Raw genomic sequence first — 25,503 nt, forward strand, 5'->3', positions numbered from 1 at the left:
AATGACCCCTCAGTCGTCTCAGCCCGAACAGTCCACCCGCTCGGCCGGGCCGCTCTCGGACGTCCTCGTCGTCGACCTCTCCCGAGCCCTCGCGGGGCCGCACGCGACGATGATGCTCGCCGACCAGGGCGCGCGCGTCATCAAGGTCGAGGCACCGGGCCGGGGGGACGACACCCGCGGCTGGGGGCCGCCCTTCGTCGGTGCGGAGGGGCGACGCGAGTCGACCTACTTCCTGTCGGCCAACCGCAACAAGGAGTCGATCACCCTCGACCTCAAGGACGAGGCCGACCGCGACGTGCTGCTCGCGCTCGTCGACCGTGCGGACGTGCTCGTCGAGAACTTCCGCACCGGCGTGCTCGAGCGCCTCGGCCTCGGCATCGAGTCGCTCATGGAGCGCAACCCGCGCCTCGTCGTGCTGTCGATCACCGGCTTCGGCCACGACGGTCCGGAGGGTGGCCGCGCCGGCTACGACCAGATCGCCCAGGGCGAGGCCGGCCTCATGTCGCTCACCGGGTCCGGCCCCGACGACCCGCAGCGCGTCGGCGTCCCGATCGCCGACCTGCTCTCGGGGATGTACGGCGCCTACGGCGTGGTCGCCGCCCTCAACGAGCGCCACCGCACCGGGGTCGGCGCCGTCGTGCGCACGTCGCTGCTCGCAGCCGTCGTCGGCGTGCACGCCTTCCAGGGCACGCGCTGGACGGTGGCCGGTGAGGTCGGCCGCTCGGCCGGCAACCACCACCCGTCGATCAGCCCCTACGGCCTCTTCCACTGCCGCGACGGGTCGGTGCAGATCGCAGTCGGCAGCGAGGGCCTGTGGCAGCGGCTGTGCGCGGCCTTCGGTCTCGACCCCGCCGCCGAGGGGCTCTCGACCAACGCCGAGCGCGTCGCCGCCCGTGACCGGGTCATCGAGGTCGTCGAGGCGGCCTTCGCCGACTGGGACGCCGAGCCGTTGCTGGCGCGCCTCGCCGAGGTCGGCGTGCCCGCGGGCAAGGTCCGCACGCTCGACGAGGTGTATGCGTGGGACCAGACCGCGAGCCAAGGCCTGCTCGTCGACGTCGAGCACCCGACCCTCGGCGCGCTCACGCTTCCCGGTCCGCCGCTGCGCTTCTTCGAGGGCGATGGCACCGAGGTGACGCGTCGCCACCACGACGCCCCGCCGACGCTCGACGAGGACGGCGCCGCCATCCGCGCCTGGCTCAAGGAGGAGTGATGGGACGCCGACCGTGGACCGCCCACGAGCTGCTCGACCTCGTGCTCGACGCCGGGTCGTTCGAGTCGTGGGACGAGCCGATCGACATCAGCGGCCAGCCCGAGGCGTACCGGCTCCAGCTCGAGGCCGCAGCGGCCAGGGCGGGCACCGACGAGTCGGTGCTCACCGGACGCGGGCTCGTGCGCGGTCGCCCGGTGGCCGTCGTCGTCAACGAGTTCCGCTTCCTCGCCGGCTCCATCGGGCGTGCCGCGGCCGAGCGCATCACGGCCGCGGTGAGGCGTGCGACCGCCGAGGGGCTGCCCGTGCTCGCCTCGACCGCGTCGGGCGGCACGCGCATGCAGGAGGGGACGCCCGCCTTCATCCACATGGTCGAGATCTCGCGGGCGCTCATGGCGCACCGCGCCGCCCGGCTGCCCTACCTCGTGCACCTGCGTCACCCGACGACAGGCGGGGTGTATGCGTCGTGGGGGTCCCTGGGGCACGTGACCGTCGCGGAGCCGGGGGCCCTCGTCGGCTTCCTCGGCCCCAAGGTCTACGAGGCGCTCAACGGCGAGCCGTTCCCGACCGGCGTGCAGACCGCCGAGAACCTCGCCGCCAAGGGCGTGCTCGACGCCGTCGTGGCGGCCGAGGACCTGCCGATGCTCGTCGACCGGGCGCTCGGCGTGCTCGTCGACGCCCCGACCCTGCCGCGGCTCGACCGGCGCGAGGGCGAGCCGAGCGGGCACCTGTCCGCCTGGGGGTCGATCGAGGTGACCCGCCGGGCCGACCGCGCCGGCGTGCGGGAGCTGCTGCGCCACGGCGCCTCCGGCACGCTCCGGCTCAACGGCACCGACGAGGGGGAGCGGGACGCGACGATGCTCGTCGCCCTGACGCGCCTCGACGGGCAGCCCTGCGTCCTCGTCGGCCAGGACCGCTCGCGGCAGTCGCCGACCACGCCGATGGGGCCGGGGGCGCTGCGCGAGGCGCGCCGCGCGATGCGCCTGGCCGAGGAGCTCGGCATGCCGCTCGTCACCGTCATCGACACCCCCGGGGCCGAGCTGTCGGTGCACGCCGAGGAGGGCGCCATCGCCGGCGAGATCGCGCGGTGCATCGCGACGCTGACCACGATGACGGTGCCGACGGTGTCGGTGGTGCTCGGCCAGGGGTGTGGCGGCGGGGCGCTCGCGCTCCTGCCTGCGCGTGAGGTCATCGCCGCAGAGCACGCGTGGCTGTCACCGCTGCCGCCCGAGGGCGCGAGCGTCATCGTCCACGGCGACGTCTCGCACGCCGCGGAGATGGCCGAGCTGCAGCAGGTCGGGGTGTCCGACCTGGCCGCGCAGGGGATCGTCAGCCGCATCGTGCCCGAGCCCGCCGACGACACCGCTGCGGCTCTCGCCGTCGCGGTCGCCGCCGAGTGCGCGGCCGCCTTGCGCCGCCAGACCCACGGCCGGGCCCACGTCCTCGCGAGCTAACGGGTCCCGTCGGCCACGGAGGTCGAGTGCCCAGTTTCGGCGTCGGGAAGTGAGCACTCGATGGTGGTGCGGGCGGGGGCCAGGTCGAGTGCCCAGTTTCGGGCGTCGGGAAGTGAGCACTCGACGGTGGTTGGGGGCGGGGGTCAGGTCGAGTGCCCAGTTTGGGGCGTCGAGAAGTGAGCACTCGACGGTGGTGCGGCGCGGGGCGTCAGCGGAAGCGTGACGCGAACTCGCCGGGCGTCAGGCCGGTGGCGCGGCGGAAGTCGCGCGTGAAGTGGGCCTGGTCGGCATAGCCGAGGTCGACGGCGATGCCGGCCAGCTCGGCGTCGGAGTCACGCAGCCGGTCGGCCGCCTCCTGCAGGCGCCGGCGCCGGATGAGCCACTTCGGACCGAGCCCGATCCGCTTGTGCAGCAGGCGCTGCAGGGTGCGCTCGCTGATGTCGAAGCGCGCGCAGAGGTCGTCGACGCGGAGCAGCTCGGGCGAAGTCTCGACGTCCTCGACGATCGCGGTGACGAGCAGGCCCTCGTCGTCGACCGGCAGCAGCGGCCGTAGCGCGTCCTCGACGACCTCGCGTGCCTGCGCCTGGGCGTCGGCCGACGTCGGGTCGGGGCGCATGTGGGCGCGGACGCCCCGGGTCAGCGCGGAGCCGTCGAGGGCGGGCACCGTCCTGAGGTCGACGAACCGGTCGGTCATCCGGCGCACCGGCTCGCGCGTCAGCAGGTGCCCGGCCGCGGGCTGGAGCATGACGCCCACGGCCCAGCCGCGACCGGTCAGCATCGTGTGCGACAGGCCGGAGACGACGCCGTAGAAGCGCGTGTAGCCGTCGGAGACGACGATGAGGCAGACGGGGTACTGCAGCACCCGCTGCACCGAGTCGCGTCCCTCGGGCACGTCCCAGACGGGGATCCAGAAGCGTCGCGCGAGGTCGCCGAGGTCCGGCGAGACCGAGGCCCGGGCGATGGACCACGTGTGGTCGGTGGGGTCGACCAGGTGGGCCCGCTCGATGTCGTCGCGGGCCGCCGTGCGCCCGGCCCCGGGAGACGTCGTCACGTGTCGGAAAGTATCAAGACCCACCGACGGGCGGCTCCCTACCGTGAGGGCATGACCTCATCGACCGCCGACACCCTCGGCTCCTACCTCCGCCTCGCCGAACCCTTCGGCTCCGTCGTCGCCCGCGTCCCCACCGCCGGCTGGGACGCCCCGAGCCCGTGCGAGGGCTGGAGCGCCCGCGACGTGCTGGCCCACGTCATCCACAGCCAGCGCACCTTCCTCGCCGACCGCGGCGTCGACGCCACGACCTCGGTGGACCTCGACGCCGACCCGGGCGCCGACCCCGTCGAGGCCTGGCGCGCCCACCTGGACCGGATGCGTGAGCTGCTCGCCGACCCGGCTGTCGCCGGGATGGAGTACGACGGCGTCTTCGGCCCCACCACGGTCGGCGCCTCGATCGTCGCCTTCCACGGCTTCGACCTCGTCGTCCACCGCTGGGACATCGCCGCTGCAGCCGGGCTCGACGAGCCCTTCACCGACGACGAGCTCGACATGATCGAACGCTCGGCCGACGGCTTCGGCGACCACCTCTACGACGACGGCGTCTGCGCGCCCGCGCTGCCCGTCACCGACGGCGCCGACCGCCACGAGCGCGTGCTCGCACGCCTCGGCCGTCGGGTGCCCGCGCGGGCCTGAGAGGTCAGCGCGCCCAGAGGTACTCGACCTCGGGACGGCCCGCTCCGGCATACCTCGACCGGCGCACGGCCACCCTCGTCTCGCAGAGGTGCTCGGCGTAGCGGCGCGCGGTGACGCGACTGACGCCGAGCGCCTCGGCGAGCTCGCTGGCCGAGCGCCCGTCGTCGGACTCGCGCAGCAGCCGGGCGACCTTGGCGAGCAGCTCCTCACCCATCCCCTTGGGCAGCCGCACCTCGCCCGCCACGCGGGCGCCGGCGAAGACCTCGTCGACCTCGGCCTGCGTGCCGACCTCGGCGCCACTCGTCACCTGCTCGCGGTAGGCGCGGTAGGCGAGCAGCCGCTCGCGCAGGGTGGCGAAGACGAAGGGCTTGAGGACGTACTGCACCACCCCGAGCGACACGGCGGCGCGCACGACGTCGAGGTCCCGAGCCGACGTCACCGCGATGACGTCGGCCCGGTGACCGGCGGCGCGCATGGCACGCACGACGTCGAGCCCGTGCCGGTCGGGGAGGTTCATGTCGAGCAGGACGACGTCGATCTCCTTGTCCTGCAGCACCTTCAGCGCTCCTTGGGACGTGCCGACGGTCGCGACGACCTGGAAGCCGTCGACCCGGCCGACATAGGCCGTGTGCGCCTCGGCTGCGATCGGCTCGTCCTCCACGACGAGGACGCGCAACGCCCGGTTGGCCTGTGCCTCAGTCATGCTCGCCCCCGACCGGCAGCTGCACGGTGAACGTCGCGCCGGGAGGCCCGGACACCTCGAGGGTCCCGCCCAGCCGCTCGACGGTCTGCGCGACGAGAGCCAGGCCGATGCCGCGCCGGCCGGCACTGCCCTGCTCCTTGGTCGACCAGCCACGCCGGAAGGCGTCCTCGACCGCGCCCGGCGGCAGCCCCGGCCCGTCGTCGGAGACCTGGAGGACGGCATACGCCCCCTCGACCCTGGAGGCGAAGCGCACATCCCGCTCGCCCCGCGGCACGCCCGTCGGCTCGGCCTCGGCGGTCACGGCGTCGAGCGCGTTGTCGATGAGGTTGCCGACGATGGTCACGACGTCGCGCGTCGGCGCGACGCCCTGCGGCCAGTGCGACCCCGGCTCGATCGCAAAGGCGATCCCGCGCTCGTGGGCCTCGGCGGCCTTGCCGAGCAGCACTGCGGTCAGGGCCGGTTCGTCGACCGCGCCGACGACCCGGTCGGTGAGCAGCTGGGAGACCTGGAGCTCGTCCGTCGCGAAGTCGAGGGCACGATCGGTGTGACCGAGCTCGATGAGGCTGACGATGGTGTGCAGCCGGTTCGCCGACTCGTGCGCCTGCGAGCGCAGCGCCTCGGTGAGCCCCCGGGCCGAGTCGAGCTCGCCCGTCAGGGCCTCGAGGTCGGTGCGGTCGCGGAGCGTCGCGACGTGGCCGAGCAGGCGCCCCTGCCAGCGGGCGGGGCCGCGGTTGAGCACGAGCACGCGGGCGGACGTCACGTGGAGCTCGTCCTCGTGGGGGTCCTCGTCGGTGAGCGCGGCAGTGAGCGACGGCGTGAGCCCCAGCTCCGAGACGGGCCGGCCGACGGCGTCGGCGGGCAGGGCCAGCAGCCGGGTCGCCTCGTCGTTGGCGAGCCGCAGGCGGCCGTCGAGGTCGGTGATGATGAGGCCCTCGGTGACGGCGTGCAGGACGGCGTCGTAGTACTCGTACATCTCGCGGAGCTGCTGCTCGCCCAGGCCGTGCGTCTGCCGGCGGATGCGCCGCGAGACGAGCGCCGTCCCGAGCCCGGAGAGCAACGCGGCCACGAGGCCGGCGAGGAGCAGCCCCGGCAGCTGGGCACGCACTCGCTCACCGACGGCCGACTTGCGGATGCCGACGGAGACGAGGGCGACGACCTTCCCGGCGTCGGTGACCGGCACGACGACGCGCGAGGACGGGCCGAGGGTGCCGGTGTAGTCCTCCTGGACGACGCCGCCCGCGAGCGCCTCCTCGGTGTGGCCGATGAACTTCTTGCCGATCTGGGCCGGGTCGGGGTGGGTGTAGCGGATCGCGTCGCGGCTCATGACGACGACGAAGTCGGTGCGCGTCTCGACGCGGACGCGCTCGGCATAGGGCTGGAGCGCCGGCGAGGGGTCGGGCCCCTGCACCGCGCTGATGACCGCCGGCGTGGTCGCGATCGTCTCGGCCACCGCCAGGGCGCGGGCGATCGCCTGCTCGTCCCCAGCGCGCTGCGCCTGCCCGTACGCGCCGACGAGCCCGGCGGCCACGACGAGGACGGCGATGAGCACCTGCAGCGCGAAGGTCTGCGCCGCCACGCTCCACCGCCCCGGCGCGCCGAGCACGCGGGTCACGGTCGTCGGGAGCGAGCTCAACGGCATACCTCCGGCCGCGAGAACTCAATGAACACAAAGGTGACCCTAGCCACTGGCCGCGGCAGCCTCGTCACATTCACCGGTCCCGTGCCCAGCGCGAGGACCCAGCCAACGGAGGTCACCGTGAGTTCCACCGCCGACAGCGCCGTCGACGCCCAGCCAGGCTCGGCTCCGAAGCGCGACCGCACCCATTTCCTCTACATCGCCGTCATCGTGGCGATGGTCGCCGGCATCCTCGTCGGCTGGGCCTTCCCCGAGGTGGGCAAGAGCCTCAAGCCCCTGGGCACCGGCTTCGTCGCCCTCATCAAGATGATGATCACGCCCATCATCTTCTGCACCATCGTGCTCGGCATCGGCTCGGTCCGCCGTGCCGCGCAGGTCGGCAAGGTCGGCGGCCTCGCGCTCGCCTACTTCGTCACCATGTCGACCGTCGCGCTGGGCATCGGCCTCGTCGTCGGCAACATCGTCAAGCCGGGCGCCGGCCTCGACCTCACCGACGCCGTGGCCAAGTCCGGCCAGGCGCAGATCGCCGAGAAGTCCGAGGGTGCGGTCGAGTTCGTCCTAGGCCTCATCCCCGACACCCTGGTCTCCGCCCTGACGTCGGGCTCCGTGCTCCAGGCGCTGCTCATCGCCCTGCTCGTCGGCTTCGCGCTCCAGAGCATGGGCCGCGCGGGCGAGCCGATCCTCGTCGGCATCAAGCACCTCGAGCGGCTCGTCTTCCGCCTCATGGCGATGGTCATGTGGGTCGCCCCGATCGGTGCGTTCGGCGCCATGGCCGCCCTCGTCGGCGCGACCGGCATCGGCTCGCTCAGGAGCCTGGGCCTGCTCATGCTCGCCTTCTACGCGACGTGCGCGATCTTCGTCTTCGGCTTCCTCGGCAGCATCCTCAAGGTCGTCACCGGGATGAACGTCTTCTCGCTCTTCCGCTACCTCGGCCGCGAGTTCCTCCTCATCCTGTCGACGTCGTCGTCGGAGTCGGCCCTGCCGCGCCTCATCGCCAAGATGGAGCACCTCGGTGTCTCCCGCCCGGTCGTCGGCATCACGGTGCCGACCGGCTACTCGTTCAACCTCGACGGCACCGCGATCTACCTGACGATGGCGAGCCTCTTCATCGCCGAGGCCATGGACAAGCCGTTCAGCATCGGCCAGCAGATCGGCCTGCTCGTCTTCATGATCATCGCGAGCAAGGGCGCCGCCGGCGTCAGCGGCGCGGGCCTCGCCACCCTCGCCGGTGGCCTGCAGTCGCACCGCCCCGACCTCGTCCCGGGTGTCGGCTTCATCGTCGGCATCGACCGCCTCATGAGCGAGGCCCGCGCCCTGACGAACTTCGCCGGCAATGCCATCGCGACGGTGCTCATCGGCACGTGGGTCGGCGAGATCGACCGTGACAAGGCCGGCCGCGTCCTCTCCGGCCAGGACCGCTTCGACGAGTCGAGCATGCTCGACCACGACGAGGTCGTCCCGGACGACGCACCGCGCGTCGAGGGTGCCGACGGCCGCGAGCCCGAGCTCGTCGGGTCCTCACGCTGACGCGGACACACCCCCTCGAAGGGCCACGGACCGTCACGGTCCGTGGCCCTTCGGCGTGCGGTGGCCCATCTCACCCTGAATAGTCTTGTGTGGCGGGAACCTTTGCCGTTCAACGAGATTGACGAGGTCGTATGCCGTGAGCCGCCTCCGTCCGACGACCTCGTTTTGCGCTCGTCCCCCCGAGTTCGACACAGTGGACGCTTCATCGAGACATCTGTGACACGTAACCGTGAGGAGACAGACGGCACCTACGTCGGGTGCCGTCATGACGTATGAGTGAACTGACCAAGAGTCCCGACGACGCGCTGCACCCCGCGCTCGAGCCACCACCCGTGAACCACGAGGACGCTCCGCGCTCCAAGGTCGACAAGGTCGTCTTCGGCGTCGCCGCCGCAGTCGCCATCGGCTTCGTGCTCTGGGGAGCGCTCAGCACCGAGAGCCTCAGCACGAGCGCCTCCGCCGGCCTCGACTTCGTCGTCCACAACACCGGCTGGCTCTTCTCGCTCGTCGCCTCCGGCTTCGTCGTCTTCGTCATCTGGCTGGCTGCGAGCAAGTACGGCAACATCCCGCTCGGCGGTGACGGCGAGGCTCCCGAGTTCCGCACGTCGTCGTGGGTGGCGATGATGTTCTCCGCCGGCATGGGCATCGGCCTGATGTTCTACGGCGTCACCGAGCCGCTGACGCACCTCGTCACGCCGCCGCCCGGCACGGGCGCCGCAGGCAACCCCGCGGCCGTGCAGACCGCGATGGCGACGACGATGTTCCACTGGTCGCTGCACCCGTGGGCCATCTACGCCGTCGTCGGCCTCGCCGTCGCGTACGGCGTCTTCCGCAAGGGCCGCTCGCTGCTCATCAGCTCCGCCTTCGCGCCGCTCTTCGGCGAGAAGCGCGCCAACGGCCCGGCCGGCAAGGTCATCGACATCTTCGCGATCTTCGCGACGCTCTTCGGCTCGGCCACCTCGCTCGGCCTCGGCGCCCTGCAGATCGGCTCCGGCCTCGAGATCGTCGGCGGCATCGGCAAGGTCGGCAACGGCGTGCTCATCGGCATCATCACGGTGCTGACGGTCTGCTTCATCCTCTCGGCCGTGTCCGGCATCGAGAAGGGCATCCAGTGGCTGTCGAACATCAACATGGTGCTCTCGCTCGCCCTGGCGCTCTTCGTCTTCGTCGTGGGCCCGACGGTCTTCATCCTCAACCTCGTCCCGACGACCATCGGGTCCTACTTCAAGGACCTCGCGATGATGTCGGCCCGCACCGACGCCGCGGGCGGCAACGGCATGAAGGACTGGCTCGCCGGCTGGACGATCTTCTACTGGGCCTGGTGGGTCAGCTGGACCCCGTTCGTGGGCATGTTCATCGCCCGCATCTCGCGCGGCCGCACGATCCGCCAGTTCGTCTCGGGCGTGCTGCTCGTGCCTTCGGTCGTCTCGCTCATCTGGTTCGCCATCTTCGGTGGCGCCGGCATCTCCCAGCAGCAGGGCGGCCAGGACATCGCCGGCCAGTCGACGCCCGAGGGCTCGCTCTTCGCGATGCTCGGCAACCTCCCCTGGCCGACCGTGACCGCCGTCATCGTCATGCTCCTCGTCGCGATCTTCTTCGTGTCGGGTGCCGACGCGGCCTCGATCGTCATGGGCACGCTGTCGGAGAAGGGCACGCTCGAGCCGTCGAAGAAGACCGTGATCTTCTGGGGGGCGGCCACCGGCGCCGTCGCCGCGGTCATGCTGCTCATCGGCGGTGAGGACGCCTTGTCGGGCCTGCAGAACGTCACGATCGTCGCGGCGCTGCCCTTCCTCGTCATCATGGTCGGGCTCGCGGTCGCGCTCGTGAAGGACCTGTCGCGCGACCCGCAGGTCGTGCGGAGGCAGTATGCCGTCGCGGCCGTCGAGCATGCCGTCGTCGCGGGCGTCAGCGAGCACGGCGACGACTTCGCCCTGACGTTCGAGGAGACCGCACCGGGCGAGGGCGTCGGCGAGATGGTCCAGACCGACCCGTTCGGCGACTCCGCCGTGACCGAGGAGGTCACGACCGAGGACGTCACGGCCGACGACGGCCACGGTCACGAGGTCGGCGAGCACACCGAGAAGGTCGGCGCCTCCATGCGCCTCTGACCGCGCGTCTGGCCCTCGGGACCCTCACGCGGTCACGTCGAGCGCCGCATCATCCTGACCGGATGATGCGGCGCTCGATCGCTGCCGCCACCGCGCCGGCACGCGTGTCGACGCCGAGCTTGGTGTAGACGTGGCTGAGGTGGGACTTGACGGTCGCCTCCGACACGAGCAGCTCACGGGCCATCTCCCGGTTGCCGAGCCCCCGCGCCAGCAGCTCGAGCACCTCGACCTCGCGCTCGGTGACGACCGGCCCGGGTGAGGCGGTGCGGCGCACGAGCCGTGCGGCCACGGACGGGGCGAGCACGGTCTCGCCGCGCGCGGTGGAGCGGATCCCGGCGAAGAGCTGCTCGGCCGGGGCGTCCTTGAGCAGGTAGCCGAGCGCGCCCGCGTCGAGGGCGCGCAGGATGTCGGCCTCGGTGTCGTAGGTCGTGAGGACGAGGACGTTCGGGGGGTGCGGCATCGCCCGCAGGCGGGCGGTCACCTCGGCGCCGCCCGGCCCGTCGCCGAGGCTGAGGTCCATGAGCACGACGTCGGGTCGCTCGGCGGCGACGACGCGCTCGGCGGAGGGGAGGTCCTCCGCCTCGCCGACGACCTCGATGCCGTCCTGGCCGCCGACGAGGGCACGCAGGCCGGCGCGCACCACGGGGTGGTCGTCGACCAGGACGACGCGCACCGGGGCGCCGGGGTCAGCCATGACGGTCTCCTGTGCCGAGGGGGAAGCGGACCGAGACGGTCGTGCCCTCACGGGGTGCGCTCTCGACCTCGGCGCGTCCGCCGAGGTCGGCCGCCCGACGACGTATGCCGTCCACCCCGTGCCCGCGGTCCCCGCCGGGCCCGGACGGGGTCGGCTCGGCGGGGTCGAAGCCCTGCCCGTCGTCGCGCACGTCGAGCAGGACCTCGTCGGGCAGGTAGGTCAGGCTGACCACCGCCCGTGTCGCGTGCGCGTGCTCGACGACGTTGGCCAGCGCGCCACGGGCTGACCGCACGAGCGCGCCGGCGACGGTCGAGGGGACGGGGACCGCGTCGCCGTGAACGCGGACCTGGACGTCGAGGCCGTGGGAGCCGGTCGCGGCGACGCGGGCGAGCGCGGCCGGGAGGGCGTCGCCCGTCGTGTCGTCCTCGAGGTCGGCAGGCGCGAGGTCGCGGACGACACGACGCACCTCGTCGAGCGCGTCACGGGCGGCGGCGCCGGCGGCCGTGACGTGGTCCCGAGCAGCGAGCGGCCTCTTGTCCCAGTCCTGCTCGGCCGCCCCGAGGAGCAGGGTGATGCTCGACAGTCCCTGACCGACCGAGTCGTGGATCTCGCGCGAGAGGCGGGTGCGCTCCGTGAGGGCACCCGAACGGCGTTGGGCCGTAGCCAGATCGGCCTGTGCCTCGGTCAGCTCGTCGAGCAGCGCCTGCCGGGTGCGCGCCTCGCGGTCGAGGGCGCGGTAGGAGAGCACGGTGACCAGGGCGATGCCGACCGGACCGACGAGGACCGTGGGGTCGAGGTCCGTGGCGATGCGGCTCCACGCCACGCTGACGACGGCGGTCATGCCGACGACGACGGTGACGGCATACGCGAAGGGGAGGACCTGGAGCACGGCGAAGGCCACGGGCACCGCGGTCCAGGCGAAGGACGGTGCCACGAGCGTCAACGTCACCCAGAGGGCGACGACGACGGCGATCCAGACGGTGGGCCACGCTCCGCGGTCGGCGACGCGGCGCCGCGTCAGGTGGGCGGCGCCGAGCACGGCCGCCCCGGCGAGCACGAGGACGGCGGTCCCGTCGAGGTCGTGCCGCAGCAGGTAGCGCACCGAACACGTCACGAGGAGCGCGACGAGGACGGCGTCGAGCCACCGGTCGAGTCGCGCCACGGGCGCGAGGATGCCCTCCTCCATGACCCGCAGCCTAGGGACGGCAGGGGTGCCGCGGCATCATCCGATCGGCTACTCCGGTCTGGCCGGTCGCCCGACGCGCGCGCACCGACCGCCCGGTGAAAGTGGTGGGACCACCACCACCGAACCCGGAGACCACCATGAACCGCACCAGCGCCGTGCTCGCCGCCCTCGCCGTCGCCGCCACCCTGCCCCTCGCCGTTCCGCCGTCGGCGACGGCCAGCGGGCGCCCTGGCACGTACGAGCTGCAGGGCGACCCCGGCGGCTCGAAGTTCGAGGGCATCGGCACCGACGAGCGGCGCGGCACCTTCTACGTCAGCGAGGTGACCGGCGGCGAGATCCACCGCGGATGGGCCGGGACGGCGCGCACCGAGCAGTGGCTGGCCGGCGACGGCACCGACGGGCGCTTCACGGCGCGCGGCATCACGACCGACGCCGCCGGTCGTGTCTACGTCGCGGGGGGTCCGAACGGCATCGGCACCGGTCGGCCCGACCTCTGGGTCTACTCGCCCCGCGGTGAGCTGCTGGCCGCGTTGCGCGCGCCCGGCGACGACGTCTTCCTCAACGACGTCGCCATCGGGCCGGACGGCGCCGCCTACTTCACGAACTCCAACGCGCCGCAGGTCTACCGGGTCTCGTCCGAGGGCGGCAGCTGGGGTGTCACACGCTGGGCCGACGCGACCGGAGTGGTCGAGCAGCAAGCCGGCTTCAACCTCGGTGGCATCGTCGTCAGTGCCGACCGCTCGGCCCTCGTCGTGGCCCAGGGAAACGCCGGAGCGCTGTGGCACTTCGACCTGCGGACGAGAGTGGTGTCGCGGGTCGACACCGGCAACGCCGTGCTCACCGACGCGGACGGCCTCGTCCGCCAGGGCTCGCGCCTCGCCGTCGTGCGCAACTTCGCCCGGATGCTCGCCACGCTCGAGCTGCGGGCCGACGGCCGTGCGGCGCGACTCGTGTCTCAGCAGGCCACCGACCCCGCCCGGGTGCTGACGACGGCCAAGGTGCTGCGGGGCCGCACGCTCTACGTCGACAGCAAGTTCGACGAGGCGGTGGCGGCCGGGCCGTACGAGGTGGTCACCGACCCGCTGGCACGATGAGTCGCATGCGGCGAGGCGGACACGGGGGAGCGGTGGCGGCAGCCGTGGCCGCCGGTGTCACGGTCGCCACCCTCGTGGGCTGCACGTCGAGTGGCCGCTCGACCTCGCCGACTCCTCCGCTCCCACCCGGCACCACGACGACTGTCGCGACGAGTGCAGCCTCGAGTGCGACGCCGCGTGTGCCGGCGAGTGGGACGGCGAGTGGGACGAGGAGGCAGCTCGATGCGGGGCTGCGTGACGCGGCGTGGGAGGACGACCTGCCGCGCGCGACCACCTTGGTCGCCAGGGGAGCGGACGTCAACGCCAAGGACGAGACCCAGCAGTCGGCATACCTCATCGCGGCGAGCGAGGGCCGCCTCGGGCTGCTGAGGCTGGCGCTCGCCCACGGCGCCCGCGTCGACGACAAGGACAGCTGGAACGGCACCGCCCTGATCCGGGCGGCCGAGCGCGGGCACGCGCTCGTCGTCGGTGCCCTGCTGCAGGCCGGCATCGACCGGGGCCACGTCAACCGCATCGGCTACCAGGCCATCCACGAGGCCGTCTGGCTCAGGCGCGACTCGACGACGTACGTCGACACCGTGCGTGCACTCGTGGCCGGTGGCGTCCAGCTGACCACGCCCTCCCGCGGCGAACGACTCACCCCGCTCCAGATGGCCCGCGAGCGCGGGTTCGACCGACTGACAGGAGTTCTCATGAAGGCCACGACTTCCGACCCTGTGAAGGAACCGGACGCCGCACTTCTGGCGGCCGCTGCTCGTGGCGACGCCGATGCCGTCGCGCTCGCCCTGCGGGCCGGTGCCGACATCGAGGCCCGTGACGGCAAGGAGCGCACCGCGCTGCTGCTCGCCGCGACGGGCGACCACGTCGACGCCGCAAGGCTGCTCGTCGCCATGGGCGCCGACCCGGACGCGCTCGACGACCGGCACGACACTCCGTGGCTCGTCACCGGCGTCACCGGAAGCGTCGCGATGCTCGAGGCGCTGCTGCCCGCGAGGCCCGACGCGACCATCCGCAACCGCTACGGCGGGGTCTCGGTCATCCCGGCGAGCGAGCGCGGCCACGTCGACTACGTGCGGCGCGTGGTGCAGACCGGCATCGACGTCAACCACGTCAACGACCTCGGGTGGACCGCGCTGCTCGAGGCGGTCATCCTCGGCGACGGCGGCGATCGTCATCAGCAGATCGTCCGCATCCTCCTCGGTGCAGGAGCCGACCGCACCATCGCCGACCGGGACGGCGTCACGCCTCTCGAGCACGCCCGCCGGAAGGGGTATGTCGCCATCACCGGGATCCTGGAGCAGTCCTGAGGTGAGCCGCACCTCCGTTCAGTAGAGGGCGTCGGTCACGGTGAAGTGGTGGCCGCAGCGGGGGCAGTCGGCCTCCCCGAGGAGGCGCTGCACCTGGGTGGCCACCACGTCGCGACCGTGAGCGGTGGCCAGCGCGAGCAGCCGCTCCTCGACGGTGCCCGGGGCGGCACGGCCTGGTTCGACATAGGTGGGCGGGACGGAGCCATCGTGCAGGTCCGCGAGCGTGGACGCCTCACTCGAGAGATCGAGCACGAGCGTCGCGTGGCAGGCGGGACAGGTCATGGGCATCTCGCCGTCGGCGAGGTGGTCGAGGCATCGCTGCCAGACCCCGCCGTCCTCGAAGGCCATCAGCGCCTGCAGGCCGTAGACGAACTCGGTGTCGTCGTCCGCGAGGGCAAGGCTGGACTCCGCCAGGGCGCGCAGGTTCGCGACGTGCTCGGGGTGGTCGCGACGGACGTCGGCCCCGGGCCGCGGGCCGTCCTGCGAGGCGATGATCGAGGCGGCCAGCTGCAGGGCGGCGACGTATCCGGCCGGCGCATGGCGGGTGGCCATGGCGTCCAGCGCGGGAATGGCGGCATAGCTGGCCGTGTAGACGGTGCCCTGGTGGCAGAGCCGGCTCCACAGGTCGTCCCACTCGGGCCCGGTCTCCTCGGACGCGTGCTCGGCTGCGGCCAGCAGGTCGGGGACGTCCCGCGCGCTCCCGTAGGCGTGCTCGAGCGTCGCCCAGTCAGCCACGGTCAGCAGTGGCGAACCGGTCGGCGAGGTCCGTCAGCCTGGCCGTGTGTCCCGACCAGTCCGCCACGTCAGGAAGGTTGCTGTGCTGCGGCAGCAGGCCCACCGTCCCGTCGATCTGCTCACGCAGGATGTCGGCGTGGCCGGCGTGGCGCTGGAGGTCCGCGATCGTGTGGACCATGACCTCGTGGAGCGTGACTGCCTTGCCACCCCAGTGCGCGACGTGTCCGACCGCGTCCAACGGCAGGGCGTCGATCGTCTCGTCGGCAAAGGCCTGGACGCGGCGGTAGAGGTCGACGAGCCCGTCAGCGGTCTCGGCCTCGGCGGCGTACCAGCCCGCCAGCGGATCCTGCTCGTCGGGGGAGACGAGTTCGTCCGGGGTGGGCCACTCCCGGCCGAAGGTCGGGCCGAAGTAGACCACCTCGGTGTTGAGCGCGTGCTTGACGAGTCCCAGCAGGTTGGTCCCCGTCGGTGTGCGAGGCAACCGCACGTCGCGCTCGGAGAGGCCCTCGAGCTTCCAGAGCAGCACGTCCCGCGCGCCCTGCAGATAGTCCCTCAACACGTCCTTGGGTGCATCGACCATGCGCGTCAGCCTGTCACGCCATCCGACGTCGGATCGAGCGTCTGCGCCTCACGTCTGGAGGGGCTTGTGGGCCAGCAGTATCGCGGCGCTGCCGGTCTGTCCGGGCCCAGCGCGATGGTCGCATCGACGGTGAGCCCGGCGGCGGCCGCGAGCCCGGCGTAGGAGTCGATGCTGCGCCGCGCGAACAGCACGTGCATCGGCAGACCCCCGTAGCCCTCCGTCTTGAGTTGGGTGCTGGCTCCGACGTGACCTCCGAGCATCAGCCGGCCACCGGGCCGAAGCGCCCGGGCGATCTGCGTGAACACCTGGCCCAGAGCGTCGTCGGGGATGTGGTGCGCGACGTACCAGCAGAAGACGCCCCCCGCGGAACCCGCCTCCACCGGCAGCTCGGTCACTGAGGCCTCGATGAACTCCAGGCCGGGGTTGAGACTCGCTGCGATGCGCAGCATCTCCGGTGACACATCGACCCCGACCGTCGTGAGACCGAGGGCAGCCAGATGGCGCGTCAGCAGTCCGGGTCCGCAGCCCAGGTCGATCACCCGTCGTCCGCCCGTGGTCTGGACCTGCGCCGCGAAGTGGCTGACCAGGGATGACTCCAGGGGGAGGTGCGCGATCCCCTCCCTGACGAGGGCCAGGTACGGCTCTGCGACTCGGTCGTATTCGAGATCTCGTCGACCGGGGAGAGTCCGAGTTCGCCTGTCAGGCCGTGCTTGACGTCGTCCTTGCCCGCGTCGACACCGCGTGGATCGACGCGTACTCAGATGAGGGTGACCTGCCCGAGGCAGCTCGTGAGGCTCAGGACGCTCTCCTACGGATGGGACACGCTCGTGGCAGCGGAGATGCCGGCATGGGTATCGACGTGGATGTTCGTCGGGGCGACCACGTTCGCCTGCTTCGAGCCTTTGCGTCGTGGTCCATCGGCGTCGAGCTCTACGACGATGCGATGCAGTGGGTGGCGTACTTCTCCGACACGGGGGCCTCGGTGTGTTTCAACGTGACCGACGAGGAGGCCGGCATGATTCGGTCCTCGTTCCTCGACGTTCGCATCCCGGTCACCGATCTGAAGACCCGGAGGAAGCGGTGATTCGATGAGGGGCACCCGTCGGCGGCTGCTCAGGTGAGGTCCACGTCGCGTGTGGCGACGCGGCCACTCGAATGAAGGGCGGCGAGCGTGCTTGCTGTTCAGGCGAAGTCGGCGAGCAGGTCCGGGCTGACCTGCGCCAGGACGGCATACGCCTGCTCGAGCGGCACGTCGACGACGTCGTAGTGCTGTGCGCCGGCGGCCGTGGTGGCGACGAGCGTCGCGACGCCGACGCGTCGCTGGAAGAACGACTGCTCGACCTTCCAGCCGATGATGCCGTCGCGGTCGAGCACGACGCGCTGCCGGTCGAGCGAGCCGTGCCGTGACACGAGATGGTCGGGGGTGACCGTGTGGCCGAGCGCGCGGTAGCGGTCACGGCCGAGTGCGACTGCGCCGACGAGGAGCAGCGGCACGAGGACGAGCAGGGAGCCGTGCCAGTCCCAGAGCAGACGCGCCGCGACGAGCGCCGCGGCCACGGCGCCTGCAGGGACGAGGGCGCGAGTCAGCCGGCGACGCCGTGCAGCCGGGCCGTGCGAGCGGAGCGGGCCCGAGACGGCAGCCTCGTCGGGACGGATCCGCAGGGCGAGCGGCGTGACGACGCCGGCCGGCGCCGGCGGGCACAGCCAGTCGGATCCGCCCTGCTCGCGCAGCAGCCCGGACGTGACGACCTTGAGCCGGCGCGCCCCGGCGAGCCGCAGCCCGAGCGGCTCGTCGAGCCGGATGCCGCGCACGCGCGCGGCGTCGATGCTCGTCTCGCGGTTCGTGAGAAGACCGCGACGGGTGTGCAGGGTGCCGAGCCGGTTGCGGGTCAGGCGGAAGCCCCAGAAGGTCAGGACGTATGCCCCGACCGCGAGGAGCGAGACGACCCCGAGCAGGAGCAGCACGTCGACCCACCACGAGAGCCGCGCGACCCACGAGGCGCCGTCGCGGAAGACCGACCGCTCCTGCGAGAAGCGCGAAAGCCCTTGTGACGCAAAGCCGACGATGGCGGCCGCGCTCGCCAGACCCGTCACGGTGAGCGGCGCGTAGCGGATCCACGACGGGTCGAGCCGGACGAGCAGCTCGTCGCCAACCGGTGGCGGCGCGTCGACCGGCACGACATCGACCGCCACGGGCGTGCCTGTGGGAGAGGGCAGCCCGGTCACGGCGGGGTCGACGCGGTGCAGCAGCTCGGCGCGCAGCCGGCGACCGGCGTCGACGCTCAACGAGTCGAGCACGAGCCGGTCGTGCTGGCCCCCTGCCGTGGAGATCTCGACCTTGGCCAACCCGAGCGCACGGTGGTGCAGCTGGGCCGTGAGGTCGATGGTGCGCACCTTGTCGAGCCTCGCGGTCGTCGTCTGCTTGGTGAACAGGCCGCGCCGGAGCTCGATCTGCCCGTCGGCGATGCGGTAGCGCGTGGTCACCCAGCGCAGCACCCCGAAGGCGACGAGGACGGGGACGGCATACAGCTCCCACCGGTCGCTGTCGTCGGAGCCTGCCCGGAAGACGACGATCGCCAGCAGCGCCGGGAGGAAGCGGACCAGCGTCTCGAGCGGGTGAACGAGCAGCATCCGCGCGTCGAGCCGGCGCCAGCCTTCGGTCACGTCGCGTCGCCCGCCTCGGTCACGGCGGCCGCGGTCAGGGCGTCGACGAGCTCGCGGGCGACCGGCAGGTCGAGCCCGTGGATGGTGACGGGTCCGGCCGCCGACGCGGTCGTGATCGTCACCGACGCGAGCCCGAGCAGCTGCGCGACCGGGCCGCGCTCGAGGTCGACCGTCTGGACCCGGCTGAGCGGCGCGATGCGGCGCTCCTGCCAGAGCCACCCGCTCTGGGTGTAGATCGCGCGCGGCGTCGCCTCCCAGCGGTGCACGCGGTAGCGCCACTGCGGCATCGCCACGGCATACGCCCCGCCGGCGACGAGCCACACGGCACCGACCACCCAGTGGGGGGTGCGCGACGGCGCGTCGTCGACGAACCACCAGGCGACCTGGCCCGCCAGCAGCACGGCCAGCACGACGACGGCCTGCAGCGTCCACATGAGCACGGCCCGGCGCGAGACCCGGTGGGCCGGCTCGCGGAGCACGGGCGACGGGTCGACGGGCACGTCGGCGGGTTCCACGGCCCCACCGTGCCACACGGACGCCGGGGCACGGCAACCGACCAAGGTATGCCGCCCTTCCGCCCTTGGTCTGCTCCGCGCGGTCAGGCGGCGGCGGCCTCGCGAGCCGACGTCTCACGGGCCGCGACCAGCCGGGCGTAGCGTCCGCCGCGGGCCATGAGACCGGGGTGGTCGCCGAGCTCGACGACGCGGCCGTGGTCGAGCACCGCGATCTGCTCCGCGTCACGGATCGTCGACAGGCGGTGCGCGATCGTCAGGGTGGTGCGGCCGGCCATGAGCCGGTCGATGGCGACCTGCAGGTCCCGCTCGGTCTCGTTGTCGAGCGCGCTCGTCGCCTCGTCGAGGATCAGGACGCGCGGGTTGCGCAGGAGGGTGCGGGCGATCGCGATCCGCTGCTTCTCGCCGCCCGAGAACCGGTGGCCGCGAGCGCCGACGACGGTGTCGAGACCGTCGGGGAGGCTGGCGACCAGGGGCGCGACCTGGGCGGCAGCGAGGGCCTCCCACAGCTGGTCCTCGGAGGCACCAGGGTCGGCGAGCAGCAGGTTCGTCCGGATCGAGGCGTGCACGAGGTAGGCGTCCTGCGAGACGACGCCGACGATGCGGGACAGGTCCGCCGGGTCGAGGTCACGCAGGTCGAGGCCGTCGATGGTGACGCGTCCGGACTGCGGGTCGTGCAGGCGCGCGAGCAGGCCGGCCAGGCTCGACTTGCCCGACCCCGTCTCGCCGACGAGCGCCAGCGTCGTGCCGGCGGGGACGAGGAGCGACACGTCGTCGACGGCATACGTCGTCTCGGTGGCTCCCGGCTCGTGGCTGAAGGTGACGTTCTCGAAGCGCACCTCCCCGCGCAGCCGGTCGTGCTGCACCGGGACGGGGTCGGCAGGGGGCGCCACCTCGACGGGCAGGTCGAGGTAGCCGAAGATCCGGCTGAACAGCGCCATCGAGGTGACCCACTGGGCGCCGATGTCGAGCAGCCCCATGAGGGGCCGGAAGATGCTGGTCTGCAAGGTCGTGAAGGCGATGAGCGTGCCGATGGTCATGGCGCCCGCCGTCGCCGGGAGCCCCGCGGCGAGGTAGATGAGGGCCGGGATCGCGGCGAACATGATCTGCATCGTCGCCATGCGCCAGCGGCCGGCGAGCTGCGAGCGCAGCTCGAGGTCGATGAGGTCGGTGGACGTCGCGGCGAAGCGGTCGGCCGCGGCCTGGGCTGCTCCGAGCGTCTTGATGAGCGTCGCCCCACTGACGGTGAGGCCCTCCTCGACCTGGCTGTGCAGGTCGGCGAGCCGGCGCTGGCGCAGCGTCGTGATGTCGCGGCGCACCAGGGCGACCTTGCGCGTCATCAGCACGGCCGGCGGGATGACGAGCAGCGAGAGCAGCGACAGCCGGGCGCTCAGGGCGACCATGGCGATCGCGGTGGCGACCACGGTCGTGAGGTTGCTCGCGACGCCGGTCGCGGAGGAGGTGATGACGGACTGCATGCCGGCGATGTCGTGGGTGAGTCGGGACTGCACCTCGCCGCTGCGCGTGCGGGTGAAGAAGGCGATGGACTGGCGCTGCACGTGGCGGAACACGTCGGTGCGCAGGCCGTGCATGACGCGCTGCCCGACGGTGGTCGTCAGCCACGTCTGCACGACGCCGAGGAGCTGGCTGACGACCGTGACGGCCAGCATGCCGCCGACGGCCAGCAGCAGGAGGTGGACGTCGTGGTGAGGGAGGGCGTCGTCGATGACGGCGCGCAGCAGGAACGGCTGGCCCATCGAGATGACCGACGTCGCGACGATGAGCGCGACGACGACGGCGACGGTGCGGGCGTGGGGTCGGAACAGGCGCGCGACGCGTCGCATCGACACGGGTGACTCGGCCAGCTGGGCGCGGTCCAGCGGGTCGATCTTCTTGGCCTTGCCGCCCCCGCCACCTCCGGCCCCCGGGACCAAGGGGTTGCTGAAATCGCTCATGTGTCTCCCCCTGAAAGTGCTCCCCCAAGCGACTGTGATGAGGTTACCTCACTATGAGGGGATGTGGAGGCAAAAGACGTATGCTTCGAGCATGCGCGACGCCGACGAGCCCTCACTCGACGAGCTGCTGATGGGCGCTGCTCGCGCCCTGCGGCGTCGCTGGGCGGCCGGCCTCGGGCCGGACCTCGCCCCTCACGACGCCCGCGCCCTGCGCGTCATCGGTCACCACGGCCCGACGCGCCTGGGCGTCGTCGCCGACCGTCTGCGGATCGCGCCCCGCTCGGCGACCGACGTCGTCGACCGGCTGGAGTCCCGCGGCCTCGTCAGCCGGGCGCCTGACCCCGACGACCGACGGGCCATGACCGTGACCCTCACCGAGATGGGCGAGTCGGTGCTCGCCGAGGTCGACGCCGCGCGGCGCGCCGGAGCCGACGACTTCTTCGGCGCCCTCAGCGAGCACGAAGGCGCCTCTCTCGCAAGCATCCTCACGCGTCTCGACCCGCGCGAGGCCTCGACCTCCGGCCGAGCGGGCAGGTGACGTGAGGGGGACTGTCCTCGTCGAGGGACTGCCCGGGTCGGGCAAGAGCACGACCGCCCACGACATCGCTGCCTGGCTCGTCGACGAAGGTGTCGAGGTGGAGCACTGGCCCGAGGGTGCGACCGACCATCCGGTGGACTTCGAGCAGGTCGCAGTCCTGCGCGCCGACGACCTCGCCGCCGTCGCGTCGCAGTGGCCCGACGCAGCGCCTGTGCTGCACCAGGTCGCCGAGCCCTCCGGTGACGTCTGGCTCGTGCGCTCCCAGCACCACCCGGCGCTCCCGGCGGAGCTCGTCGAGCGACTCCGTCGTCACGACGCCTACGACGGTGACGTCCCGCCCGAGCTGCACTCGGCCGTTCTCGTCGACAGCTGGCGCCGCCACGGCGCGTCGGTGACCGGGACGGGGGTCGGGGCCGGAAGGCGAGCCGAGGCCGTGCAGGTCTGGGAGTGCGTGCTGCTCCAGAACCCCGTCTGCGCGCTCGTCGCCCGCGCCGACCAGCCGCTGGAGGTGCTCGAGCGGCACGTCACCGAGCTCGTCGGAGCCGTCCGGTCGCACGCCCCCCGCCCTCGTCTACCTCGACACCGGCGACCCGCGTCCCTTCCTCGAGCGCGCCGCCGCGGAGCGCCCCGCCGAATGGCTCGACTTCGTCGTGGGCTACCACACGGAGCGGGGGCTGGGGCTGCGCCGCGGGCTCGTCGGCTTCGACGGCTACGTCGAGTTCATGCGCCTGCGCCGGGAGATGGAGCTCGAGGTGGTTCAAGCGATCAGCGACGCCGGCCTTCCGGTCCTCATGGTCGCGGTCGGCCCGAGCCGGCGTGAGGCGAGCCGTCGTGCAGAGCAGGCCGCCGTGCGCGCCTTCCTCGCCGACCACCTCGGCCTCGTTCGGGGAATGCCCCGAGCGGGCCGGCCCGACACGTTGCCGGTCGCCTGAGCATGCCGCTGCATGCGGTCGAAGGGCTGCTCGATGCCGCCACCGACGCGGAGATCCGGCGCGAGTGGGCGGTCCTCGCCGACGCCGGCCTGCCGAGCCAGGCCAAGCACCAAGGCTCCACCAACGCCCCCCACGTGACGCTGGCGCTCGCGGGCGCCGTCCCCGACTACGTCGAGGCGCGCATCTCCCGGGCGGTCGAGGACTTCGCGACGCTGCCGGTCCGGCTGGGCTCGCTGCTCGTCATGGGATCGCGCCGCTTCGTCCTCGCCCGGCTCGTCGTCCCGAACCCCGGCCTCCTCGCGCTCCAGCAGTCCCTCGCCGCAGCGATGGTCGGTGCGCCCGACGTCCCCGAGCAGGTCCGCCCCGGACGGTGGACGCCGCACGTCACCATCGCGCGCGGCCTCGGCTCGCGGCAGGTCGGCGAGGCGCTCGCCGTCCTCGGTCGCGCTCGCCCGCTCGACGGGGGCATCGAGTCCGTCCGCCGCTGGGACCCCGACGCCGGCCGCACGTGGCGCGTCGGCGGCAAACCTACGATGGGGTCATGAGCCTCGAACTCGGCCTCGACACCTTCGGCGACATCGCCAACGGTCCCGACGGCGCCCCGCTCCATCCCGCGACGGTGATCCGGGAGGTCCTCGCCGAGGGCGAGCTCGCCGACCGGCTGGGCCTCGACTTCTTCGGCGTCGGCGAGCACCACCGCGACGACTACGCCGTGAGCGCTCCCGACGTGCTGCTCGCCGGGTTGGCCGCGCGCACCGAGCACATCCGCCTCGGCACGTCGGTCACGGTGCTCTCCAGCGACGATCCGATCCGCGTCTTCCAGCGCTTCTCCACCGTCGACGCGATCAGCCACGGACGCGCCGAGATCACTGTCGGCAGAGGCTCGTTCATCGAGTCCTTCCCGCTCTTCGGGCTCGACCTCGGCGACTACGAGACCCTCTTCGAGGAGAAGCTCGACCTGCTCGCAGCCATCGTCGCCGAGCAGCCCGTGCGGTGGGAGGGCTCGATCCGCCCGCCGGTCCAGGTCGAGAAGGTGATGCCCGCGACGGAGTCCGGGCACCTGCCCGTGTGGGTCGGCGTCGGTGGCACGCCCCAGTCCGTCGTGCGGGCCGCGCACTACGGCTTCCCCGTCGTCATCGCCATCATCGGCGGATCGGCCCGCCAGTTCGCGCCGCTCGCCGACCTCTACCGCCGCGCGCTGTCCGAGATGGGCAAGCCGGAGCTGCCCCTCGGTGTGCACTCGCCCGGCTACGTCGCCGCCACCGACGAGCAGGCCCGCGAGGAGTTCATGCCGCACTTCCTGCCCTACATGAACAAGCTCGGCCGCGAGCGGCGCTGGGCTCCCATGGGCAAGGAGCAGGCGCTCCAGCAGCTCGGCCCCGGAGGCGCCGTCTACTGCGGGTCGCCCGACACCGTCGCGGCCAAGATCGTCGACACCGTGCAGGTGCTCGGACTCTCGCGCTTCCAGCTGAAGTACTCCTTCGGCACCCTCCCGCACGACCAGCGGATGGAGTGCATCCGGCTCTACGCCGAGGAGGTCGTGCCGCGCGTCCGCGCGCAGCTCGGCGAGGACTGACGTGCGGATCCTGCTGCTGGGCATGGGATCCCGCGGCGACGTGCAACCGCTCGTCGCGCTCGGCCAGCGCCTGCGGCGGATGGGGTATGCCGTGTCGCTCGCCGCGCCCGCCGACCTCGGTCACGTCGTGGCGGGCAGTGGAGTCGACTTCGAGCCCCTGTCGTTCGACCTCGAGGCGCCGCTGAGGGAGGGGCTCGGACGCGACTCGCTCCGGGGGTCGGCCCGCACCCAGGTGCGGGAGGCCCGGCTCATGCGGCACGTCATGGCGCAGACCGCCGACGCGCTCGCCGCGGACGTCGCGCGCCTCGTCGACCGGGCTGACGCGGTCGTGTCCGGCGCGCTGACCCTCGACCTCGTCGACGCGCTGCTCGCCTCGGGGGACCGTCGCGGTCGACCTGCCAAGCCGCACCTCTACGCCGTCTTCGCCCCGGTGTGGCCCAGTGCCCACGGCGACTCGGTCGCGCTGGCGCTGAGGCCACGCGCCACGTCGTGGGTGAACCGCGCCTGGAGCGGGACCGCCGGACGGGTCGCCTTCGACCTCTTCCGTCCTGCGGGAGATCTCGTCCGCAAGCGGAAGGAACTGCCGCGCAAGCGTTTCCGTGACTACGTCGCCGCAGCGGAGCGCACTCCGACGATTCTGGCCGCGAGCCCGCACATCGTGCCGCCGGCCCCCGACTGGCCGCCCGCGCTGCGGCAGACGGGCTACTGGGTGCGCGACGCGGCCACCGGGTCGCCGGACCGGTCGCTGGACGCCGCCCTCGAGGCCTTCCTCGCGGCCGGTGACGCCCCCGTCTACGTCGGCTTCGGATCCATGCCGACGCCCGACCCGGCCGGGGTCTCGCGCGACGTCGTCAGCGTGCTCGGACGCCTCGGCGTGCGTGGCGTCGTGAGCGAGGGCCTCGCCGGTCTGAGGGTCGAGCGCTCAGCAGAGGTGCTGGGAGTCGGACCGGCCCCGCACGACGCCCTGTTCTCCAGGTGCGCGGTCGTCGTCCACCACGGGGGAGCGGGCACCACCGCTGCTGCCGTCCGGGCCGGCGTGCCACAGGTCGTCGTGCCGCACGCCGCCGACCAGCCCTACTGGGGGCGGCGGATGGCCGACCTCGGGGTGGCGCCGCCGCCGATCGCCCGCAAGGACCTGACGCCGGCGCGGTTCGAGCGGGCGCTCGAGGTGGCCCTGTCCCCGGGAGCCCGCGAGACGGCATACGCCCTCGGTGAGCGGGTGCGCGCCGAGGACGGCGTCGGTGACGCAGCCCGACTCGTCGACACCTACCTCTGCAACGTGCGGAAGTGAGCACTCGACGTCGACTTCCCGTCGAGTGCCCATTTTCTCGACGTGCGGAAGTGAGCACTCGACGTCGACTTCCCGTCGGCGGTCTCAGATCGTCTGCGCAACACGGCTTTGTGGAGG

25 protein-coding genes are annotated in these 25,503 nt (G+C 72.6%); 13 read left to right on the forward strand and 12 right to left on the reverse strand.

Going from position 1 to position 25,503, the window contains the following annotated elements; translation table 11 throughout:
* The first annotated feature begins 1 nt into the window (after window position 1).
* Window positions 2-1,210, forward strand: coding sequence for a CaiB/BaiF CoA transferase family protein (locus IEY30_RS07270; RefSeq protein WP_030201601.1), 1,209 nt, complete (start codon window positions 2-4; stop codon window positions 1,208-1,210).
* On the forward strand, window positions 1,210-2,661 hold the full coding sequence (locus IEY30_RS07275; RefSeq protein WP_030201605.1) for a carboxyl transferase domain-containing protein: 1,452 nt from the start codon (window positions 1,210-1,212) through the stop codon (window positions 2,659-2,661). Before IEY30_RS07270 ends, IEY30_RS07275 begins: the two co-directional genes overlap by 1 nt.
* 208 nt (window positions 2,662-2,869) lie before the next feature.
* On the opposite strand, the gene IEY30_RS07280 is transcribed toward IEY30_RS07275, so the two are convergent.
* Window positions 2,870-3,712, reverse strand: coding sequence for a helix-turn-helix domain-containing protein (locus tag IEY30_RS07280; protein ID WP_030201608.1), 843 nt, complete (start codon window positions 3,710-3,712; stop codon window positions 2,870-2,872).
* A gap of 51 nt (window positions 3,713-3,763) precedes the next feature.
* Here IEY30_RS07280 and IEY30_RS07285 point away from each other — a divergent pair, with 51 nt between their 5' ends.
* On the forward strand, window positions 3,764-4,348 hold the full coding sequence (locus IEY30_RS07285; RefSeq protein ID WP_030201611.1) for a TIGR03086 family metal-binding protein: 585 nt from the start codon (window positions 3,764-3,766) through the stop codon (window positions 4,346-4,348).
* Window positions 4,349-4,352: 4 nt separating this feature from the next.
* On the opposite strand, the gene IEY30_RS07290 is transcribed toward IEY30_RS07285, so the two are convergent.
* Together IEY30_RS07290 and IEY30_RS07295 are read right to left on the reverse strand one after the other, a co-directional pair.
* Entirely contained in the window at window positions 4,353-5,051 is a 699-nt protein-coding gene (locus tag IEY30_RS07290) for a response regulator (protein WP_030201614.1), read from the reverse strand.
* The gene (locus IEY30_RS07295) at window positions 5,044-6,684 is read right to left on the reverse strand and encodes a sensor histidine kinase (RefSeq protein ID WP_229674882.1); all 1,641 of its coding nucleotides are present in this window, start codon (window positions 6,682-6,684) and stop codon (window positions 5,044-5,046) included. Before IEY30_RS07295 ends, IEY30_RS07290 begins: the two co-directional genes overlap by 8 nt.
* Window positions 6,685-6,807: 123 nt before the next feature.
* Between IEY30_RS07295 and IEY30_RS07300 the strand changes: the two genes are divergently transcribed.
* Entirely contained in the window at window positions 6,808-8,214 is a 1,407-nt protein-coding gene (locus IEY30_RS07300) for a cation:dicarboxylate symporter family transporter (RefSeq protein ID WP_043417168.1), read from the forward strand.
* Window positions 8,215-8,486: 272 nt separating this feature from the next.
* Window positions 8,487-10,322, forward strand: a complete 1,836-nt coding sequence (locus tag IEY30_RS07305; RefSeq protein ID WP_030201623.1) for a BCCT family transporter — start codon at window positions 8,487-8,489, stop codon at window positions 10,320-10,322.
* Window positions 10,323-10,371: 49 nt separating this feature from the next.
* On the opposite strand, the gene IEY30_RS07310 is transcribed toward IEY30_RS07305, so the two are convergent.
* Window positions 10,372-11,016 carry a response regulator gene (locus IEY30_RS07310; protein WP_030201626.1) on the reverse strand — a complete coding sequence of 215 codons (645 nt, stop codon included), beginning with the start codon at window positions 11,014-11,016 and terminating at the stop codon, window positions 10,372-10,374.
* The gene (locus IEY30_RS07315; protein ID WP_030201629.1) at window positions 11,009-12,202 is read right to left on the reverse strand and encodes a sensor histidine kinase; all 1,194 of its coding nucleotides are present in this window, start codon (window positions 12,200-12,202) and stop codon (window positions 11,009-11,011) included. The genes IEY30_RS07310 and IEY30_RS07315 overlap by 8 nt, the downstream gene beginning before the upstream one ends.
* Before the next feature lie 137 nt (window positions 12,203-12,339).
* Between IEY30_RS07315 and IEY30_RS07320 the strand changes: the two genes are divergently transcribed.
* Both IEY30_RS07320 and IEY30_RS07325 read left to right on the forward strand, forming a co-directional pair.
* Window positions 12,340-13,296 carry an SMP-30/gluconolactonase/LRE family protein gene (locus IEY30_RS07320; protein WP_030201632.1) on the forward strand — a complete coding sequence of 319 codons (957 nt, stop codon included), beginning with the start codon at window positions 12,340-12,342 and terminating at the stop codon, window positions 13,294-13,296.
* A 5-nt stretch (window positions 13,297-13,301) separates the two neighbouring features.
* On the forward strand, window positions 13,302-14,603 hold the full coding sequence (locus IEY30_RS07325; protein WP_229674883.1) for an ankyrin repeat domain-containing protein: 1,302 nt from the start codon (window positions 13,302-13,304) through the stop codon (window positions 14,601-14,603).
* Between the two features lie 18 nt (window positions 14,604-14,621).
* Here the strand turns inward: IEY30_RS07325 and IEY30_RS07330 are convergent, their stop codons facing one another.
* Genes IEY30_RS07330 through IEY30_RS07340 form a run of 3 tightly spaced genes read right to left on the reverse strand, consistent with a single transcriptional unit; the run spans window position 14,622 to window position 16,457 of the window.
* Entirely contained in the window at window positions 14,622-15,338 is a 717-nt protein-coding gene (locus IEY30_RS07330; protein ID WP_052358849.1) for a hypothetical protein, read from the reverse strand.
* Window positions 15,331-15,918, reverse strand: a complete 588-nt coding sequence (locus IEY30_RS07335; RefSeq protein ID WP_030201639.1) for a DinB family protein — start codon at window positions 15,916-15,918, stop codon at window positions 15,331-15,333. Before IEY30_RS07335 ends, IEY30_RS07330 begins: the two co-directional genes overlap by 8 nt.
* Window positions 15,919-15,923: 5 nt before the next feature.
* Entirely contained in the window at window positions 15,924-16,457 is a 534-nt protein-coding gene (locus IEY30_RS07340) for a class I SAM-dependent methyltransferase (protein ID WP_052358850.1), read from the reverse strand.
* Window positions 16,458-16,624: 167 nt separating this feature from the next.
* Between IEY30_RS07340 and IEY30_RS07345 the strand changes: the two genes are divergently transcribed.
* Window positions 16,625-17,002, forward strand: coding sequence for a hypothetical protein (locus IEY30_RS07345; protein WP_030201644.1), 378 nt, complete (start codon window positions 16,625-16,627; stop codon window positions 17,000-17,002).
* Window positions 17,003-17,100: 98 nt separating this feature from the next.
* Here IEY30_RS07345 and IEY30_RS07350 read toward each other — a convergent pair whose 3' ends face one another.
* From IEY30_RS07350 to IEY30_RS07360, 3 genes are all read right to left on the reverse strand, one after another.
* On the reverse strand, window positions 17,101-18,582 hold the full coding sequence (locus IEY30_RS07350; protein ID WP_030201647.1) for a PH domain-containing protein: 1,482 nt from the start codon (window positions 18,580-18,582) through the stop codon (window positions 17,101-17,103).
* On the reverse strand, window positions 18,579-19,097 hold the full coding sequence (locus IEY30_RS07355) for a PH domain-containing protein (RefSeq protein ID WP_052358851.1): 519 nt from the start codon (window positions 19,095-19,097) through the stop codon (window positions 18,579-18,581). The genes IEY30_RS07350 and IEY30_RS07355 overlap by 4 nt, the downstream gene beginning before the upstream one ends.
* A gap of 83 nt (window positions 19,098-19,180) precedes the next feature.
* Window positions 19,181-21,049 carry an ABC transporter ATP-binding protein gene (locus IEY30_RS07360; RefSeq protein WP_030201654.1) on the reverse strand — a complete coding sequence of 623 codons (1,869 nt, stop codon included), beginning with the start codon at window positions 21,047-21,049 and terminating at the stop codon, window positions 19,181-19,183.
* A gap of 91 nt (window positions 21,050-21,140) precedes the next feature.
* On the opposite strand from IEY30_RS07360, the gene IEY30_RS07365 reads away from it, so the two are divergent.
* Window positions 21,141-21,587, forward strand: a complete 447-nt coding sequence (locus IEY30_RS07365) for a MarR family winged helix-turn-helix transcriptional regulator (protein WP_030201657.1) — start codon at window positions 21,141-21,143, stop codon at window positions 21,585-21,587.
* Here the strand turns inward: IEY30_RS07365 and IEY30_RS07370 are convergent.
* The gene (locus IEY30_RS07370) at window positions 21,535-22,143 is read right to left on the reverse strand and encodes a hypothetical protein (protein WP_030201660.1); all 609 of its coding nucleotides are present in this window, start codon (window positions 22,141-22,143) and stop codon (window positions 21,535-21,537) included. The two genes, IEY30_RS07365 and IEY30_RS07370, sit on opposite strands and share 53 nt — an antisense overlap.
* A 94-nt stretch (window positions 22,144-22,237) precedes the next feature.
* On the opposite strand from IEY30_RS07370, the gene IEY30_RS07375 reads away from it, so the two are divergent.
* The 4 genes from IEY30_RS07375 to IEY30_RS07390 are packed head-to-tail and all read left to right on the forward strand — an operon-like array spanning window position 22,238 to window position 25,386.
* Window positions 22,238-22,519, forward strand: a complete 282-nt coding sequence (locus tag IEY30_RS07375; protein ID WP_030201664.1) for a hypothetical protein — start codon at window positions 22,238-22,240, stop codon at window positions 22,517-22,519.
* A gap of 2 nt (window positions 22,520-22,521) precedes the next feature.
* Complete coding sequence (locus tag IEY30_RS07380; protein WP_030201666.1) at window positions 22,522-23,064, forward strand: 2'-5' RNA ligase family protein; 543 nt, start codon at window positions 22,522-22,524, stop codon at window positions 23,062-23,064.
* Window positions 23,061-24,095: an LLM class flavin-dependent oxidoreductase gene (locus IEY30_RS07385; protein ID WP_030201670.1), complete on the forward strand. Its 1,035-nt coding sequence runs from the start codon at window positions 23,061-23,063 to the stop codon at window positions 24,093-24,095. The genes IEY30_RS07380 and IEY30_RS07385 overlap by 4 nt, the downstream gene beginning before the upstream one ends.
* Window position 24,096: 1 nt before the next feature.
* Window positions 24,097-25,386 carry a glycosyltransferase gene (locus IEY30_RS07390; RefSeq protein ID WP_052358852.1) on the forward strand — a complete coding sequence of 430 codons (1,290 nt, stop codon included), beginning with the start codon at window positions 24,097-24,099 and terminating at the stop codon, window positions 25,384-25,386.
* Window positions 25,387-25,503: the final 117 nt, after the last annotated feature.

This window comes from Terrabacter tumescens (assembly GCF_014646815.1).
In the GTDB taxonomy this organism is placed as follows: domain Bacteria; phylum Actinomycetota; class Actinomycetes; order Actinomycetales; family Dermatophilaceae; genus Terrabacter; species Terrabacter tumescens.